The organism is Acidomonas methanolica, assembly GCF_004346035.1.
Taxonomy (GTDB): Bacteria; Pseudomonadota; Alphaproteobacteria; order Acetobacterales; family Acetobacteraceae; genus Acidomonas; species Acidomonas methanolica.
On the sequence record NZ_SLZN01000037.1, the window covers coordinates 1 to 18,289 of the forward strand.

An 18,289-nucleotide genomic window follows, 5' to 3' on the forward strand; every position below is an offset into this window, starting at 1 on the left:
GATCGGCATCCTGATCGATCAGGTCTCGCCAGCAGAGTGCGTGAATTTCTTCACCGCAGCAGGGTATGAGCCAGATTGAAAGGAAAATGCTCTAAAAGAGCCTGCCCTGAACGGGCTCGTCCTCGACGCTCTCGGCCTCCAGCCACGCGCGGAGGATGGCGAGCACATGCGCCTGCGCCGCCGCGTCCAGCGCCACGCCCTTTCGATACCCATGCCATTTGGCGAGACAGGACCGGCAGCATGTCGCTGTCGCATGCTGGGCGATGAAAACGGGATGCCCCCGCATCGGCGTCTGCCGTCCGTCCTGCGGTGGCTCGGCGGGGGACAGACGGACCGCCACGAAATGCGCGGCATGGTCCATCACGTCCGCCATGCCGCGCAGGGCGAGATAACGCCGCTCCGCCTCTCCCAGATGGAAGCGCGCGCGGAATCGCGATTGCCGGAGGCGGGCGAGAAGTGCCGCGCCCTCCCCGGGCGTCATGCCGCCGCGACTGCCGCCGCGGCGCAGAGTTCGAAGAGCAGGAAGGAGTGGCCGGTCACCTCGTAGACTGCCCCCTGGTCGAACTGGTTCTCCTCGATCGCCTCCCCTTCGTCGGGCTGGTTGGAATCGATCAGCAGCTTCCACTTGCCGCCATCGGCATCCGGCAGCGTGAAATGCACCACATCCTCCCAACTGTTGAGCACCATCAGCAGCGTGGCGTCGCCGCCCCGCTTGACGATGCCGCTCGGCTGGGCGCGGCCGTCGAGCTTCAGGCCGAAACACTGGGCGGCCGACCATTCCTGCTCCGCCATTTCCCCGCCGCCCGCGCTCACCCAGGTCAGTTCCTTGATGTCGAGCGCCTCGTTATAGGCTTCGGTTAGGAAGCGGCTGCGATGCAGGATGGGAAAGCGCCGCCGCAGGGCGAGCAGCCGCGTGGTGAAGGCGATGAGGCTCTCGCCGGGCTCCTTGATGTCCCAGTTGACCCAGGAAATCTCGTTGTCCTGGCAATAGGCGTTGTTGTTGCCGTCCTGCGTGCGGCCGAACTCGTCGCCCGCGAGGATCATCGGCGTGCCCTGGGAAAAGATCAGCGTCGCCATCATGTTGCGCATCTGGCGTTCGCGGAGGGCGTTGATCTTCGGATCGTCCGTCAGCCCCTCGACGCCGTAATTGGAGGAGCGGTTGTCGGAATTGCCGTCCTTGTTGTCCTCGCCATTCGCCTCGTTGTGCTTCGCGTCGTAGCGCGTGAGATCCGCGAGGGTGAAGCCGTCATGCGCGGTGACGAAGTTGACGCTGGCCCAGGCCTGGCGTCCGCTATGGTTGAAGCGGTCCGGGCTGCCCAGCAGACGCGGGGCCAGCGCGCCGGCGCGGATCTTGCCGCGCCAGAAATCACGCACCGTATCGCGGAACATGTCGTTCCACTCGGCCCAGCCCGGCGGAAAATGGCCCACCTGATAGCCGCCCGGCCCGATATCCCACGGTTCGGCGATCAGCTTGACCGCATTGAGCGCCGGGTCCTGCCCGCAGACGCGCAGAAACCCGCTTTCCGTATCGAATCCCTGTTTCTCGCGGGCGAGAATGGTGCCCAGATCGAAGCGGAACCCGTCCACGCCGATATCGTTCACCCAGTAGCGCAGACTGTCCGCCACGAAGCGGATGGCGTTGAGATTGGAGAGGTTGAAGGTGTTCCCGGTCCCGGTATCGTTGATATAGTAACGGAGATTCTCGGGAATGAGCCGGTAATAGGAAAGATTGTCGATTCCCTTGAAGGAGAGGGTCGGGCCGAGTTCGTTGCCCTCCGCGGTGTGGTTGTACACCACGTCCATGATGATCTCGAGCCCGGCATTGTGGAAAGACGCCACCATGCGGCGGAACTCGGCGGCGGGGTCGTCCTTGTCGGCGGCGTAGCGCGTCTCCGGCGCGAAGAAGCCGATCGTGTTGTATCCCCAGAAATTGCGCAGCCCCCGCTCCTCCACATACGCCTCGTCGAAGAAGCTCTGCGTGGGCAGCAATTCGACGGAGGTGACGCCGAGGCTCTTGATCCGGTCGATCACCGCGCGGGTCGCCAGCCCGGTATAGGTGCCGCGCAGGCCCTCGGGCACATCCGGATGCCTCTGCGTGTAGCCCTTCACATGGGTCTCGTAGATGACCGTGTCCGACCAGCGGATGCGCGGGCGCTGAATCGGGTCCTGAACGGGGCGGGTGATGACGCATTTGGGGATGAAGGGCGCGCTGTCCCGGTCATCGAAACTCAGATCCGCATCCGGATGGCCCACCTTGTAGCCGAAGAGCGCGGGGTTCCAGACCAGCTCCCCGTGATAGGCGCGGGCATACGGGTCCAGCAGCAACTTGTTGGGATTGAACCGGTGCCCGGCTTCCGGCTCATAGGGGCCATGGACGCGGTAGCCGTAGAGCTGGCCGGGATAAAGCTCGGGAATCCAGCCGTGAAAGACCTGATCCGTATATTCCGGCAGGCGGATGCGTTCGATTTCCGTCGCGCCGCTCTTGTCGAACAGACAGACCTCCACCGCCGTGGCGTTGGCGGAGAAGATGGCGAAGTTCACCCCGGCGCCGTCCCAGATCGCGCCGAGCTCGTGCGCGCTGCCTTCCTTGAGTCGTTTCTTGAGAGGGATGCTCATGCTGCTCGTTAACCTCGCCTCGAATAAATGCCTCGGAATAAATGCCTCGGACGGGGACGGAAGCGAAGGCTGCGGCCGCCCTCCCGTTCACCAACGGATGAAAGAGCAAGAGGCTCTCAAAAAAACAAAATATTTATAACTCAAACTTGACAAAAATCATTTGCTCTCTCGAAAAATCGTTTAGCCTCCTTATGCGTTCTGCTGCGTGATGCCCTTGACTGACAGCCCGATTCTCACGGCCTGATTCTCACCGTCCGGAATCACCTCCGGACATCCCTGCGAGACCCCGCGTCATGACCGATATGACCTTGAAGCCGGTTACTGTCGAGCTCCAGCTCCTCTCGGTTGCATCCGAGATGTATCCTTTCGCCAAGACGGGCGGTCTGGGGGATGTCGTGGGTTCGCTCCCCCGCGCATTGAAGCAGTTCGGAATCGCGACGCGAACCGTGTTGCCGGGATACCGCAGTGTGATGGCGGCGTTCGAACACCCGCGCCATGTGGCCCACTTTCCCGACGTGATGGGCCATCCCGTCGATCTCTGGGAAGGCATGGCGCGGGGGCATCATCTCTACGCCGTCGATTGCCGGGACCTCTTCGACCGCTCCGGCGGACCCTATGTGGCGCCGGACGGGCATGACTGGACCGATAACGGCGTGCGCTTCGCCGTGCTGTCGCGCGTGGCCTCCTGGATCGCCTGCGGGGCGGACCCGGAATGGCGGCCGGATGTCGTGCAGTCGCATGACTGGCAGGCCGGTCTCGTGCCGGCCTTTCTCCGCTACGAGCAGGAGGCACCGCCCCCCGTCGCGCATGTGATCCACAATCTCGCCTTCCAGGGCGTGTTTCCGCGCGAGATGCTGGGCGCGTTCGGCCTGCCCGAGCGCGCCTTCACCATGGAGGGCGTCGAATATTACGGCCAGATCAGCTTCATGAAGGCCGCGCTGCAACTGGCCGACAGGATCATCGCCGTCTCCCCTACCTATGCGGAAGAGATCCAGACCCCCGCCGAGGGGATGGGCCTGGACGGACTCCTGCGCGCACGGTCGGACCGGCTCGTGGGCATCCTGAACGGCATCGATCTGCAGGAATGGAACCCGGCCTCCGACCCCTCGGTCGTCTTTCCCTATACGGTGGGCGACGTGGTGGCGCGCCGGGCCAACAAGCGCGCCTTCCAGGCCGAATTCGACCTGCCGCAAGACCCCGACGCGCTGCTGATCGGCATGGCGAGCCGCCTGACGACGCAGAAAGGCGCGGATATCGTGGCGGAGATCGCGCCGCGTCTCTTCGAACGGCCGATCCAGATGGCCATCATCGGCACGGGCGATCCGGCGATCATGCGCAGCTTCACCGAACTTCGCGCCCGGTATCCCCGCAACCTCATCTGCCATCTGCGCTATAGCGAGACGCTGGGCCATCGCCTGCACTCGGCCGTGGACGCGACGCTCGTGCCGTCGCGCTTCGAGCCCTGCGGCCTGACCCAGTTCCAGGCTCTGCGCTATGGTTCGGTGCCCATCGCCGCGCGGGTGGGCGGACTTTCCGACACGATCGTCGACGCCAATACGGCGGCGATCTACGAAGGCGTGGCGAACGGCATCCTGTTCTCTCCCGCCACCCCTGAAACGCTGCTCGCCGCGATCCGGCGCGCGAAGAAGCTCTTCCAGCAGAAATCCGTCTGGGCGCGCCTGCAACGCAACGGCGCTCTGCATGACGTGTCCTGGGAGGGCAAGGCCGAGCTCTATGCCCGGCTGTTCCTCGAAATGACCGGCAAGGGGCCGGGAAAATCCGAACTCGACGGCGAGATCGCACCGCGACGCGGCGATACGGCCCAGCGGAACTCGACCGCGCAGCGCGGCATGGCCGCCGCGCGGATGCCCGCCGCCCGCGCCCCGCGCTCGTCGCAGCGCCCCACCTTCAGAACCGGCACGCATGCCTGAGATGAGGCGCACCCGGCGTGCGCCGCAACGGAAACAGGGCCCGCAACGGAAACAGGGATCGTCCTCACATGCTTACCCCGCCCTTGGCCGACATCTCCAACAATAAAGCGGATGCGCCGCTTCTGCGCGCCGCGATCGACGAACTGGCCGCCGGACGCTGCCGCGATCCGTTCGCGCTGCTGGGCCGACACAAGGACAAGCGCGGCGATGTGGTGCGCGTGTTCTATCCGGACGCGCAGGAGGTCCGTCTGGTCGTCATCCGGCCGAAATCCGCCCCGGCCGAAAAGGCCATGCAGCGCGTCGATCCGCGCGGCGTCTATGCCGCCACCCTGCCGCGCGGCTATCCCTATCACCTGCGCGTCCTCTGGGCCGATGGCTGGCAGGAGGTGCATGATCCCTACAGCTTCGGCACGCTGATCGGCGATCTGGATCTCCATCTCTTCTCCGAGGGGCGGCATCACGATCTGGATCGTGTGCTGGGCGCGCATCTGATGGAGATCGACGGCGTCACCGGGGTGCGCTTCGCCGTCTGGGCGCCCAACGCCCTGCGCGTCTCCGTCATCGGCGACTTCAACATCTGGGACGGACGCCGCCATCCGATGCGCCTGCGCCATGGCGCGGGCATATGGGAGCTCTTCATCCCCGATCTCGTCCCCGGCGCACGCTACAAATACGAGATCATGGCGGCGGACGGAACCGTGTTGCCCGCCAAGGCGGACCCGTTCGCCTTCGCCGCCGAGTTCCCTCCCGCCACCGCCTCGGTCGTCGCCGAGCCGATGACGCGCGAATGGGAGGACGACGTCTGGATGGCGACGCGCCACGAGGCGCAGGACCTGTCCGCCTTCATCTCCTGCTACGAGGTCCACACGCCGTCCTGGCGGCGGCCATGGGACGGACGCAGCTATGCGAGCTGGGACGAGCTGGCGGACGGGCTGATCCCCTACGTGCTGGAGAGCGGCTTCAGCCATATCGAGTTGCTGCCCGTCACCGAATATCCTTTTTCCGGCTCATGGGGATATCAGCCGCTCTCGCTCTTCGCCCCGACATCGCGCCACGGTTCGCCCGCCGATTTCGCACGTTTCGTCGATCGCTGCCATCAGGCGGGACTCGGCGTGATCATGGACTGGGTGCCGGCGCATTTTCCCGCCGACATCCACGGCCTGGCCCGGTTCGACGGCACGCATCTCTACGAACACGCCGATCCGCTGGAAGGATATCATCAGGACTGGCACACGCTGATCTATAATTACGGGCGCAACGAGGTCATGAACTTCCTCATCGCCTCGGCCCTGTTCTGGCTGCGCCAGTTCCATATCGACGGTCTGCGCGTGGACGCCGTCGCCTCGATGCTCTATCGCGACTACAGCCGCAAGCCCGGCCAGTGGAAGCCGAACGTCTATGGCGGGCGCGAGAATCTCGAAGCCGTCGCCTTCCTGCGCGAACTCTCCGGCGTCATGCGCGCCCTTCATCCCTCCGCCATGCTGATCGCCGAGGAATCCACCGCCTGGCCCGGCGTGACGGCCGCGCCCGAGACGGGCGGCCTCGGCTTCCGCTTCAAATGGAACATGGGCTGGATGCACGACACGCTGCGCTTCATGAGCCGCGACCCGCTCTGGCGCGGCTTTCACATGAACGACGTGACCTTCGGCATGATCTACGCCTATTCCGAGCATTTCCTCCTGCCGCTCTCCCATGACGAGGTCGTTCACGGCAAGGGCTCGCTGCTCAGCCGGATGCCGGGGGATGACTGGCAGCGCCACGCCAATCTCCGGCTCTGCTATGCGATGATGTGGGCATGGCCGGGCAAGAAGCTGCTCTTCATGGGCGGCGAATTCGCCCAGCATGGCGAATGGCGGCACGAGGGGGAACTCGAATGGGTTCGCCTCTCCGAGCCTTTCGGCCGCGGCGTGTTCGAGACGGTGAAGGCGCTCAACCAACTCGGCCGGGCCCTGCCCGCGCTGCATGCGGGGGACTACAGCTATGACGGGTTCGGCTGGCTGATCGCCGACGACACCACGAATTGCGTCTTCGCCTGGATGCGCTACGCACCGGACGCGGCGCCCGTGCTCATCGTCCTCAACATGACGCCCGTGCCCCGCACCGAGTACCGCATCGGCGTCCCTCATGGCGGTTTCTGGCACGAGGTGCTGAACACCGACGCCGCGATCTTCGGCGGCTCCAATCTCGGCAATGCGGGCGGCGTCATGGCGGATGAGGGATTCGGCACGCATGGCCTGCCGTGCTCCGTCTCGCTGACCCTGCCGCCCCTGGCGGCGCTCTACCTCTCCCCGGCCGCGCCTCCGTAACACCGCTGGAAAAAATATCCTCGCCGACCGACGCCAACCGGAACGATGGCCTCGCCGCCGCGTTCCGTTGAGGCGTTTCTGCGGATTTTCTCCGCCGGAGTTTGCCGGATATGCCTTTCACCGAACGTTTCCAACCCTTCTACGGGCCGACCCTCCTGCCGGCAGGTGGAACGTTGTTCCGTCTCTGGGCGCCGTCCTGCCAGGCCGTGGCGCTGGAGATCGAGGGACAACCCCCGCGCGCGATGAAGGCGGAGCGGGACGGGCTGTTCAGCCTCGTCGCGCAGGACGCGGGACCGGGCACGCGCTACCGCTATCGCGTGGCGGATGATCTGGCCGTCCCCGATCCGGCGAGCCGCTTCCAGCCCGACGGCGTGCATGGTTTCAGCCTCGTCACCGACCCCGACTCCTATGGCTGGCGTCACGCCGAATGGCGCGGACGCCCGTGGGAAGAGGCGGTGATCTACGAACTCCATGCGGGTCTGCTGGGCGGCTTCGCGGGAGTCAGGGAAAAACTGGGCGAACTGGCGGAACTCGGCGTCACCGCCATCGAGATCATGCCGGTCAACAGCTTCGGCGGCACGCGCAACTGGGGCTATGACGGCGTCCTCCCCTATGCGCCCGCCGCGTCCTACGGCGCGCCCGACGATCTCAAGGCGCTGATCGACGCGGCGCACGGCCACGGGCTGATGGTCTTTCTCGATGTGGTCTATAATCACTTCGGGCCCGACGGGAATTACCTCGCCGCCTATGCCGATGCGTTCTTCGACCGGAGCAGCAATTCGCATTGGGGCGAGGGCATCGCCTTCAGGCGTCCGCAGGTGGCCCGGTTCTTCCACGACAATGTGATGTACTGGCTGACGGAATTCCGTTTCGACGGCGTGCGGATCGACGCCGCCTCCGCCATCACCGACCGGGACTGGTTCCCGGCCCTGCTGGAGCGGGTGCGGGCGGAAATTCCCCCCGGGCGGCAGGTCCATCTCATTCTCGAGAACGAGAACAACGACGCCGCCCTCCTGCGCGACGGATTCACCGCGCAATGGAACGATGACGGGCACAACGCCCTGCATGTCCTGCTGACGGGCGAGACGGAAGGCTATTACGGGATGTTCGCCGAGGCGCCCGCCCGCTCCGTGGCGCGCGTTCTCGGCGAGGGCTTCGATTTCCAGGGCCGCCTCAACCCCTATTCCGGCCGCATGCGGGGCCAGCCCAGCGGCGATCTGCCGCCGACGAAATTCATCCTCTTCCTGCAAAACCATGACCAGACCGGCAATCGCGCGCTGGGCGAGCGCCTGACCACCCTCGCCGACCCGCAGGCCCTGCGCGCCGCCTACGCGCTGCTGCTGCTCTGTCCGCAAATTCCCATGCTGTTCATGGGCGAGGAATGGGGCACGACGACGCCGTTCTTCTTCTTCACCGATTTTCAAGACGCGCTGGCCGACGCCGTGCGCGAAGGCCGGCGGCGGGAATTCGCGACATTCGCGGCCTTTTCCTCGCCGAGCGCGCGCGCGCGGATCCCCGACCCCAACGCGCCCGCCACCTTCGAACGCTCCCGCCCCGACCGGACCGAGCGGGACGGCGCCGACGGGCGCGCCTGGCTCGCCCTGACCGCCGAATTGCTGGCCCTGCGCCGGGACTGGATCGTTCCGCGGCTGCACGGCGCGAGAGCGCTCGGCGCGGAGGTGATCGGACCGAAAGCCGTCGCCGCGCGCTGGCGCATGAGTGACGGAACGGTGCTGGGCATTGCGCTCAACCTCGGCGAGGAGACGCTGACTATCGCCGAACCGGCGCGATTGCTGCACGAAACGACCGAACGCAAATCCGGCGCACTGCCCGGACGGAGCGTGGTGATCGGCATGGATGTTGGAGCAGGCAAATGACGACGACGCCCGACGCACCCCGCCCGGAACCGCAAATCCCCGCGTTGCGGGCCACGGCGCGCCTTCAGTTCCATCGCCGCTTCACCCTGCATGATGCGGCGAAGATCGTGCCGTATTTCGCCGCGCTGGGGATCAGCCATCTCTATGCCTCGCCGCTTCTCTCCGCCGCGCCGGGTTCGACGCATGGCTATGACACGGCGGATTGGCAGCGCCTCGACCCCGATCGCGGCGGAGAGGAGGGCTTGCGCGCGCTCGTCGCCGCCCTGCGCGCCCATGAGATGGGGCTGATCCTCGATATCGTGCCCAATCACATGGGAGTCGGGCCGCATAACCGCTGGTGGCAGGATGTCCTGGCGCACGGACTCCAGAGCCGCTACGCGCGGTTCTTCGATATCGACTGGACCCCGCCCGACCCCGCGCTGAAAGAGAAAATCCTGCTCCCCGTCCTCGGCGCGCCGCTGGACGAGGTTCTGGACAAGGGCGAGATCGCCCTGCATTTCGCCCCGCGCCTCGGCGGCTTCATGCTGCATTATGGCGATCACCGCTTTCCCGTGGCGCCCGACGATACGCGCCAGATCCTCGCCGTTGCGGCGGCCGACGCACCCGCCCATTCCCTGGCGGAATGGTTCGAAAGCAGCGCGGGCGCGGACGCCCAGGCGAAAGTCAGCGCGGTGTTCGCGCAGGGAACGCCGGTCGGCCGCGCCCATCTGGCCGAGTTGCTGGACCGCCAGCATTATCGCCTCGCCTGGTGGCGCACGGGGGACGACCGTCTCAACTGGCGGCGCTTCTTCGACGTGACCTCCCTCGCCGCCCTGCGGATGGAGGACGAGGCGGTGTTCGACGAGACTCATGCGCTGATCTTCGACCTGTATCGGGACGGGCTGATCGACGGGGTGCGCATCGATCATGTGGACGGCCTCGCCCGCCCCGCCGAATATTGCCGCCGCCTGCGCGAGCGTCTGGAGACGTCGCGCGCGGCCCGCCCCGCCGGCCTGCGCGCGGCGCCTACGATCCATGTGGAGAAAATCCTCGAGGAGACGGAGTCGCTGCCGGAGATCTGGGACGTCACCGGCACCACGGGCTATGATTTTCTCGATCAGGTCTCGCTCGTGCTGCACGATCCGGAGGCGAGCCTGCCCCTGACCGCGTTCTGGGAACGCTTCGGCCCCTCCGCCTATCGCACCGTCCAGCGCGCCGCGCGGCTGGAAAAGATGGAGAGCTCCTTTTACGGGGAAACGAACCGGCTGATCGATCTGCTGGCCGAAGCGGCGGAGCGGCTCGCCCCGGGCAGGGATTTCACCCGCCATGCGATCGCGACGGTGCTGGAGGCGATCCTGCTCGGCTTTCCCGTCTATCGCAGCTATTTCGCCGACCGCCTGCCGCCGGATGCGCAGAAGGCGGATCGACGCGTCCTCGCCCATGCCGTCACCGATGCACGGCGTCATCTGCCGCCCTACCGGCGGCCGCTGCTGGGCTGGATTCATGACCTGTTGCGCGGAGATCTGGCGGGGCTGGAGCCCGAGGCCTGGGGGGAGATCATCACGCGTTTCGAGCATCTGACCGCGCCGCTGACCGCGAAATCCGGTGAGGACACCGCCTTCTACCGCTACAACCGCCTGCTCTCGCGCAACGATGTCGGCTGCGATCCCTCCCGCATCGCCGCCACTCCGGACTGGTTCCACGAGCGGATGCAGGCGCGGCTGGACGCCTTCCCGCGCGCCCTGCTCGTCACCGCGACGCATGACCACAAACGCGGCGAGGATGCGCGCGCGCGGCTGATGCTGCTCGGCGAGGCCAAGGCCGCATGGCCGGAGACGGCGGAAAGCTGGTTCGCGCTCAACGCCGCCCACCGCGCCAAGCTGGCCGACGGTCTCGCCCCCAGCCGCGCCGACGAGCTGTTCATCTACCAGACCTTGATCGCGGCGTGGCCCCTGCATGAGGCCGAGACGGCCGCCCTGCCGGACCGTCTCTGGGCCTACTGGCAAAAAGCCCTGCGCGAAGCCGCCCGACACACGAGCTGGAGCCTGCCGGACGAGGCTTATGAGACCGCCTGTCGCGCGTTTCTGGCGGCACTGCTTGACGCCAACGGTCCGTTCCGCCCGGAACTGGAACGTTTCGTCGCGCGTCTCGCCCCCGCCGCCGCGCTGAATGGCCTGGCCCAGACGCTCCTGCGCGTGACGGTCCCCGGCGTGCCGGATCTCTATCAGGGGACGGAATTCTGGGATCACAGCCTCGTTGATCCGGATAATCGCCGTCCGGTCGATTTCGACGCGCGGGATAAAGCGCTGGCCGAGACGCTCCCCTTCGCGGCGCTCGCCACCTCCTGGCGTAACGGGGCGATCAAGCAACGTCTCATTGCCACCGTGCTGCGGCATCGCAAGGCGTATCCGGACCTGTTCGCGGAAGGCCGCTACACCCCCCTCCCCGCCATCGGCGATCTGGCGGAACATGTTCTCGCCTTCCGCCGCGATCACGAGGACCAGTCCCTCCTGGTCATCGCGCCGCGTCTGCCGCTGGCCCTGTCGCCGGACGACGCTCTGTCCACGCCCCGCACGGCGTGGAACGGCACGCGCCTGCCGGTCGAGGGGCGATGGAAAAGCCTGCTGGACGAGACGGTCTACGAGCCGGGCGAGTCGCTCGCGGAGTTGGGACGCATTCTGCCGCTGGACGTGCTGGTGCCGGATTCGATGGCTACGGACTCGATGGCGACGGGGGATCGTGTCCCGGCTTGATTTTCCGTCAGTCGTGACGATATCCGGAGTTTCCCCGGGAGGACGACGATGGCCAGCGGCTGGGCTCCTGACGGAGCGGTGCAGGATCAGATAGACGACACGGTGTCGGATGCGGTGCAACGTGCGCGCGCCAATCTGCCGTCGGGCGAGAGCGAGAGTGTCTGCGTCGAATGTGGAGACGACATTCCCGAGGCGCGTCGGCGCGCCTTGCCGGGCGTGAAATTCTGCATCGACTGCCAGAGCGCGCGTGACAGCCGCCCTTCCCCGAGCCTCATCAACCGGCGCGGGAACAAGGACAGTCAACTCCGCTGAACGGCGACGCGACGAGCAGCGCCTGCGCCACGGCAGGATCGCGCTCGGGCAGGATGTTCAGCCCGACATGCCTCTCCGCGATCCGCTCGATCATCCCGCCGGCAGATCGCCGGGAGAGCCGACATGGCTGGCATAGGCGAGCACCGCCAGCGCTTGTCCATCTCCACCGTGATGGCGTCGTCATGATCACGGTCCTTCGTCAGGCACGATAAGATGTATTCTGCACATATCTTTCAAAACCTGCCAAAAATAACGTCAGGACGACATATCTTTTTGCCATGAAGTTGACGCTCCATACCGATTGCGCCCTGCGGAGGCCGAAATCATCTCTCGCTTCGAAATCGCGCGCCTCGCCGACATGAAGGACAGCCCTGCCCCGTGAAGCGCCGCCTCGGATATGCGCGAGAACGGGCAGCGTTACGCACGGCTGAAATCACCCGCAAGGACAAGAGGAAAACTGAAGGGCGATAATATATTTCTGTCACTGAACCGTTCGGTCAAGTATGTCCAGCCAAGTACAGCGTATGTTCCCAGATGAAAATGTTGCGATTATGTCGCACTCATGGGTAAGTCGGAATGTTTCATATTGAAGATAAAGTAGTTCTCGGCTATGATTTCATGTCGGCTCCGTTACGAACATTGCGGGAGAAGGAGTGTTCACTTATGGAATTCAGCAACGCCGTGCCCAAGCCATCGTGTCTGGATGAGATTCGGGCGGCGTTGCTTGGAGAGAGGTGGGGACGGGACAGTGTTCACTCTGCCCCTCGCGGAGGTAATGCCCGTCCGCACGGGGAGGCTGGATTGTGAGCATTCTTGGGCATGAGGCTGCGAGAGCGGATGAAATCCTCGGCGCTCCGTCAGGTCGCGATCCTCGGATGCGCCGTCGGCATCTCCGTCCCCGGAGAAAGAAACGGGTGATTTATTCAGGAGGACGCAGCACAGCCACGTCCCGCCCCATTCTTCCGGACAGATAAATTCAGGAGACTTCCATGGCGGATGGAGGAGGCATCCTCGTGTCCAAAGCGCTGGTGCTCGGCCTGACGGCAGCCGGCCTCATGACGGCCGGGATCGTGACGGCCCCTGAGGCGCAGGCCCAGATTTCGCTCTTCAGCGACAAGCACTATGGAGAGTGGTTGCAGGGTGTAACATTACAGGGACAGATCGAAGGCGGCATCATGGCCAATCCCGCCCGTCCGGACAATGGCATGAATTTCGGCGATTATTTCGCGGATCACGCCAATCAGGTACAGCTCAACCAGGTGACGTTCACCTTGTCCAAAGCGATCGACCCCGGCAAGCCGGACTACCAGATCGGCTTCACGCTGGAGGCGATGTACGGCTCCGACGCGCGATACTACCACCTGCTCGGCATCTCCAACCGGATGACCTCGAACCGCTATCAGCTCATCCCGGCGCAGGCGCATGTCGATGTGCATCTCCCCTGGATGACCAAGAACGGCCTGGACATACAGGCGGGGATTCTTCAAGCCCCCATGGGCGTGGAAACGCTGGACCCGACGACACGACCCTTCTACACCCTCGCCTATACCTCCCAGTATTCCGTGCCCTTCGAGAATCTCGGGGCGATTTTCCACTGGCACATCGTCCCGATGTTCGACTTCACGTTCGGAGTCGATACGGGCAATCAGACGACATTCGGCCGGAACGACAACAACAACGCGGCGGCGGGATATGTGGGCTTCAACATCAACGGTCTCGCTGGCGGCAAGCTGAACATCGTCGAACTCTCCCGTATCGGACCGGAGGACGCCGTGCGGTCCATCGGGCGGCGGGCGAACACGGCGCAACGCTACTGGAACGATCTCATCGCGACCTATACGGTCAATGACCGGCTGAGCGTCACGGGCGAGGTGAATTTCCTGCACGATGTCGGGCTGCGGGCCGAGACGTACAGCTTCGTTTCCTTTCTCGCCTACAAGCTCTCCCCGACGCTCACCTTCAATTATCGCGGCGAGATTTATCGTGATAATTCAGGACTCTTCGTCGACACCTTCCTCACCAACCAGGCCTATATGAACGCCATCCTGGACATCTACGCCCCGACGGAAACCGCCCCGCCGACAACCTATGGCGAAATGACCCTGGGTGTGACCTGGCATCCCGATCTCGGCGGCGGGGTGCGCGTCTTCGAACTCCGGCCCGAAATCCGCTTCGACCGCTCCCTCAACGGCACGTCGCCGTTCAATGACCGGCGCAACACCGGCATGTTCACCTTCGGCGGCGACGCCGTGTTCGGCTTCTGACGAGGGTGTCGTTCTGAAAAAAGAAAGACCGAGCGCGAGGCGTGCCCTATTGAAATCCTTGACGTGAAAAAATTGGCCCGGACGTCAAACAGGAACACGATTCTGTCGGTGCGGCAAAACCGGGCTTCCGCATACCCATCGCCGGAAATCGCCTCTATAACCGGCGCATGACCCTCTGTCGCGCCTTCATCCTGCTCTGCCTGACCCTTCTGCCCTCCGCCGGTCGCGCCGAAGAAACCGTCACCGTGCGCCGCCAGCGCGACACGGCGAAGCTGAACCAGCCGGGGGGCGGCCTGATCCGCCCGGAAAACGGCGTGCGCGCCGTGAGCACCGTCGAGCGTGATTTCATCGACCGCCAATCGCCGACTGCGACGGCCTATCAGCTCGTGGCGCTGCTGCCCGGCGCGAATGTGGCGACGTCGGACCCGTTCGGCTTTTCGCCGTCCACCAATATCACCGTGCGCGGCCTGAACAATGACGCGATCGGTTATGTCCTCGAAGGCATGCCGCTCAATGACGCGGCCTATTACGGCGGCTATCCCAGCCAGTTCGCCGATAGCGAGAATTACCGGCAGATCGCCCTGGCGCAAGGCTCGGTCGATCTCGACAGCCCGGTGCTGAACGCGGCGGGCGGCCTCATGCGGCTGCAATTTCTCGATCCCGGGCTGAAGCCGGGCGGTCAGGCCAGCGTGTCCTACGGCAGCTACAATATGAACCGCGAATTCCTGCGTCTGGAAACAGGAGAGATCGGCGGCAGCGGCGTGCGCGGCTTCGTCTCCTACTCCCATGGCGCGACGGATAACTGGCGCGGGCCGGGGCGGGATACGCGGCAACATGTGGATTTCAAGTTCCTGCGCGAATGGGGACAGGGCGCCCGGGCCTCCGTGCTGGGATCCTGGAACAACACCATCACAAGCTGGTATCCGCAAGTAACGCAGCAGGATTTCAAGTCATACGGGATTGGCGGCCCGAACAATCTTGCCGCGCGCTATGACGTGAACGACGCCAATGCCGGCACGGATTACTGGCGTCTGTGGCGCAATCCGGAGCGGACCCTCTATGTCGGCGCGCCGGTGCATCTGCCGCTAACCCGCCGCCTGTCGCTGGATGTTACGCCCTACACGCAATTCGCCTATGGCAACGTGCCGAGCGGCTCGACCCTCTCGGAAATCGGGCTGTACGAAGGCACGGCCCCGCTGCCGGACACGCTCGACCTGCCCGGCGCGGTGGACGGCACGGCGACGGTGCGCGCCAACTATACCCAGCGCAGCTACCGCTCCGGCTTCACCGCGACGCTGCATTACAAGGTCGGATGGAACGATTTCCTGCTCGGATATTGGTACGATTATACCGACGACAACGAGCAGCAGAGTTTTACTGCGGTCAACGCAATGGGGTATGCGCCGGATATCTGGGCGGAGAAGCGCCGGGCGACGATCCTGCTGGCGAACGGGCAACAGCTTCTCTCCGCGAGCGATCATACGATTGCACAGACCAACGCGCTGTTCGCCGGGGATCATATCACCCTGCTGGGCGGCCGGCTGTTGCTGGATGCCGGATTCAAGATGGTGATGCTGCAGCGCAATGGCGTGAACGCGATGCCGGGGCCGCAATACCATGCCGATGTGAATGACGCCGAGCCCCTGCCGCGCCTCGGGCTGCGCTGGCGGTTCAACACGACGGATCAGATCTTCTTCAACGCCACCACGAATTTCCGCGCGCCTGACGAAACGGCGTTCTACAACAGCTACGATCCGACATCCGGCGCGATCGAGGTCGCCGCCGCGCCTGGAACGAAGCCCGAATATTCCATCTCCGAGGAGTTGGGCTACCGCCATGCCGGGCGCTGGCTGATCGGACGCGCCACATTGTTCAACTATAATTTCACCAACCGCCAGATTTCCACGCTGGTGTCGGAGAATGGCTCGCTGATCCAGTCCACGATCAACGCCGGCGGCCAGACGTCCCGCGGCGTCGATGTGGAACTCGGCACGCGGCCCTGGCATCATCTGACGACCTATGTGTCGGGCGAATATCTCCACGCCACCATCGACAACAACATCCTGGCGGGCGGCGATCTCCTGCCCACGCGGGGGAAAATCGCCGTGCGAAGCCCGTCGCTCCAGGCCGCCGCCTCGCTCTCCTATGATGACGGGCATGTGTTCGTCGTGGCGACCGTCAAATATACCGGGCATCAATTCGCCACCTTCATGAATGACGAGCGGCTGGCGGATCACACCACGGGCAATCTCGCGCTGGGCTACCGTTTTTCCGATACGGATCATTTGCATGCCCCGACGCTGCGGATGAATTTCATCAACATCACCGACGAACATTACCTCTCCGGCGTCGCGACGCCGGAACTGAACGCACGCAACACGACAGGGATCTACGGCACGACGATCACCGGCAACGCGCCGAATTATTATATCGGCGGCGGCTTCGCGGCGCTTTTCACGGCGTCCACAGGATTCTGAACCTGACGGGGGCGACGACTCTTTTTTAAGAAAAGAGGAAAGCGGATCAGGCCGTTTTTCCTCCGGCGCATGGGGCGTGCGTGGAGTGACCGACAATCCGTTCACGCTCACCGCACGGCGGATTGGTGATGACGAAAGCAGACCGGATCATGATCGTCGATCACGCCGACCGCCTGCATCCAGGCATATGCGATCACCGGCCCGACGAACCTGAATCCACGCGCCTTCAGGGCCTTCGACATGGCCTGCGAAAGCGGCGACTGCGACAGCACGGCGCCGGTCGCGTTCCGCAGGGGTGCATCCGGCGCCATCCCCCAGGTGAATTCCGAAAAATCCTCGCCGCGCTCTCTCATGGCGAGATAGGCTTTGGCATTCCCGATCGTTGCCTCGATCTTGGCCCGGGCACGGATGATCCCGGGATCGGCCATCAAACGTTCGACATCGCGTGCATCGAAGCGCGCGACCATGTCGGGATCGAAATGGGCGAATGCCCGACGCAAGCCGTCTCGGCGACGCAGCACGATCAACCAGGACAGCCCGGCCTGAAAACCTTCCAGACAGAGCATTTCCCAGAGCATCCGGCTGTCCCGCACGGGCACCCCCCATTCCTCGTCATGATAGGCGCGCAGCAGCGGATCGGTCCGAGCCCAGCGGCAGCGGGAAACATCGTCCGTCGGTAAGATAGGGGGCGTCTGGAACATGACGACACCATAGCATGTTCACCGTCCGGAGGTCTCACGCGTGACATCCGCTCGTTCGAAGTGGCCCGCCTATTCCAGTGAGGCATAAGCATTAGTCGCAGACCCGCTCTGGGATAACTACGATCCATCAAGCAGGTTCTTTTCCGTTACCCAAGCCCTGGCAAAAAGGAAACCAGACCAATGACCCAATTCACCGCTTATACCACCGACACCGCCCCCGAAGCGGCCCGCCCCATTTTCGAGGGCGTCAAGGGCGCATTCGGCTTCGTTCCTAACCTGCAATCCTATATGGCCGAGTCACCGGAGTTGCTGGCAGGCTACACGGCGCTCTGGGATCTCTTTTCCAAAACGACACTGACCGCACATGAGCAGCAGGTTGTCTACCTTACCGCGAATTACGAGAATGAATGCCGATACTGCATGGCAGGTCACACGACACTGGCCAAGATGCAGAAGATGGAGGCGGCGGTGATCGAGGCTCTGCGTGCCGGCACGCCCTTGCCGGATGCGAAGCTGGAAGCCCTCCATCACTTCACGACATTGGTCGTTCGCAATCGCGGCCAGGTCGCCGATGCCGATGTCGACGCTTTTATCAATGCCGGTTTTACCCGCCGCAACGTGCTTGAGGTTGTGCTGGGCGTCGCCACCAAAGTGATGAGCAATTACACCAACCACATTGTCCACACGCCCCTCGACGATTTCATGAAAGGGAATAAATGGACGAAACCGACCGTCAACGCGCCGTGATGTTCGGGCGCCCGACATGATGCCGGGCGCCCCTTCTTCCGATGCGCAACAGGTGATGTCACGTTAACTCGACGACGTGAAGGGTTCGAAGAACCGTGAATTACAGACTTCTTTGCCTGATTTTAGGGGCAGTAGCCCGCATTTCTCACACGATGATGTGGGGCGGTCTGGCGGAGCGCCGTCACCTGGTTCCGAGCGGTTCCGATCTGTTGAAGTGGCGCCCTCCCGAGAACCAGTGATGGCTGATTTTAAGTTGGAAGGTCTGGCCCGGTTTTCCTTTTTTGTTCAGGCGACCATGAGGTCGGTCTGATGGTGTTGGGCCTGTG

At 64.2% G+C, this 18,289-nt stretch carries 11 protein-coding genes and 1 pseudogene; 8 read left to right on the forward strand and 4 right to left on the reverse strand.

From position 1 onward, the window contains the following. Positions 1 to 91: 91 nt before the first annotated feature. Entirely contained in the window at positions 92 to 481 is a 390-nt protein-coding gene (locus EDC31_RS15500; RefSeq protein WP_042059363.1) for a DUF4186 domain-containing protein, read from the reverse strand. Continuing rightward, entirely contained in the window at positions 478 to 2,616 is a 2,139-nt protein-coding gene (gene glgX / locus EDC31_RS15505; protein ID WP_042059360.1) for a glycogen debranching protein GlgX, read from the reverse strand. Before glgX ends, EDC31_RS15500 begins: the two co-directional genes overlap by 4 nt. 293 nt (positions 2,617 to 2,909) lie before the next feature. Here glgX and glgA point away from each other — a divergent pair, with 293 nt between their 5' ends. The 5 genes from glgA to EDC31_RS15530 all read left to right on the forward strand — a co-directional run bounded on the left by glgA (position 2,910) and on the right by EDC31_RS15530 (position 11,774). After that, positions 2,910 to 4,547 (forward strand): glycogen synthase GlgA, encoded by a 1,638-nt coding sequence (gene glgA / locus EDC31_RS15510; protein WP_042059358.1) that lies wholly within the window; start codon positions 2,910 to 2,912, stop codon positions 4,545 to 4,547. A 68-nt stretch (positions 4,548 to 4,615) separates the two neighbouring features. Then, positions 4,616 to 6,853, forward strand: coding sequence for a 1,4-alpha-glucan branching protein GlgB (gene glgB / locus EDC31_RS15515; protein ID WP_042059356.1), 2,238 nt, complete (start codon positions 4,616 to 4,618; stop codon positions 6,851 to 6,853). A gap of 110 nt (positions 6,854 to 6,963) precedes the next feature. After that, complete coding sequence (treZ, locus tag EDC31_RS15520) at positions 6,964 to 8,730, forward strand: malto-oligosyltrehalose trehalohydrolase (protein ID WP_042059354.1); 1,767 nt, start codon at positions 6,964 to 6,966, stop codon at positions 8,728 to 8,730. Further along, entirely contained in the window at positions 8,727 to 11,462 is a 2,736-nt protein-coding gene (treY, locus tag EDC31_RS15525; RefSeq protein WP_042059351.1) for a malto-oligosyltrehalose synthase, read from the forward strand. Before treZ ends, treY begins: the two co-directional genes overlap by 4 nt. Positions 11,463 to 11,510: 48 nt before the next feature. Beyond that, positions 11,511 to 11,774, forward strand: coding sequence for a DksA/TraR family C4-type zinc finger protein (locus tag EDC31_RS15530; RefSeq protein WP_042059350.1), 264 nt, complete (start codon positions 11,511 to 11,513; stop codon positions 11,772 to 11,774). Between the two features lie 7 nt (positions 11,775 to 11,781). Here EDC31_RS15530 and EDC31_RS18235 read toward each other — a convergent pair. After that, positions 11,782 to 11,945 (reverse strand): annotated as a pseudogene (locus EDC31_RS18235) (nitric oxide dioxygenase); the annotation flags it as partial. An 818-nt stretch (positions 11,946 to 12,763) separates the two neighbouring features. Here EDC31_RS18235 and EDC31_RS15540 point away from each other — a divergent pair. Together EDC31_RS15540 and EDC31_RS15545 are read left to right on the forward strand one after the other, a co-directional pair. After that, positions 12,764 to 14,038 carry an outer membrane beta-barrel protein gene (locus tag EDC31_RS15540; RefSeq protein ID WP_042059347.1) on the forward strand — a complete coding sequence of 425 codons (1,275 nt, stop codon included), beginning with the start codon at positions 12,764 to 12,766 and terminating at the stop codon, positions 14,036 to 14,038. A 167-nt stretch (positions 14,039 to 14,205) separates the two neighbouring features. Continuing rightward, a complete protein-coding gene (locus EDC31_RS15545) occupies positions 14,206 to 16,515 on the forward strand; it encodes a TonB-dependent receptor (protein WP_042059337.1) in 2,310 nt (769 codons plus the stop codon). Between the two features lie 107 nt (positions 16,516 to 16,622). Here the strand turns inward: EDC31_RS15545 and EDC31_RS15550 are convergent, their stop codons facing one another. Further along, positions 16,623 to 17,216, reverse strand: coding sequence for a DNA-3-methyladenine glycosylase I (locus EDC31_RS15550; RefSeq protein ID WP_042059333.1), 594 nt, complete (start codon positions 17,214 to 17,216; stop codon positions 16,623 to 16,625). A gap of 180 nt (positions 17,217 to 17,396) precedes the next feature. On the opposite strand from EDC31_RS15550, the gene EDC31_RS15555 reads away from it, so the two are divergent. Then, complete coding sequence (locus tag EDC31_RS15555; RefSeq protein WP_042059330.1) at positions 17,397 to 17,963, forward strand: carboxymuconolactone decarboxylase family protein; 567 nt, start codon at positions 17,397 to 17,399, stop codon at positions 17,961 to 17,963. The last annotated feature ends 326 nt before the right edge of the window (positions 17,964 to 18,289 follow it).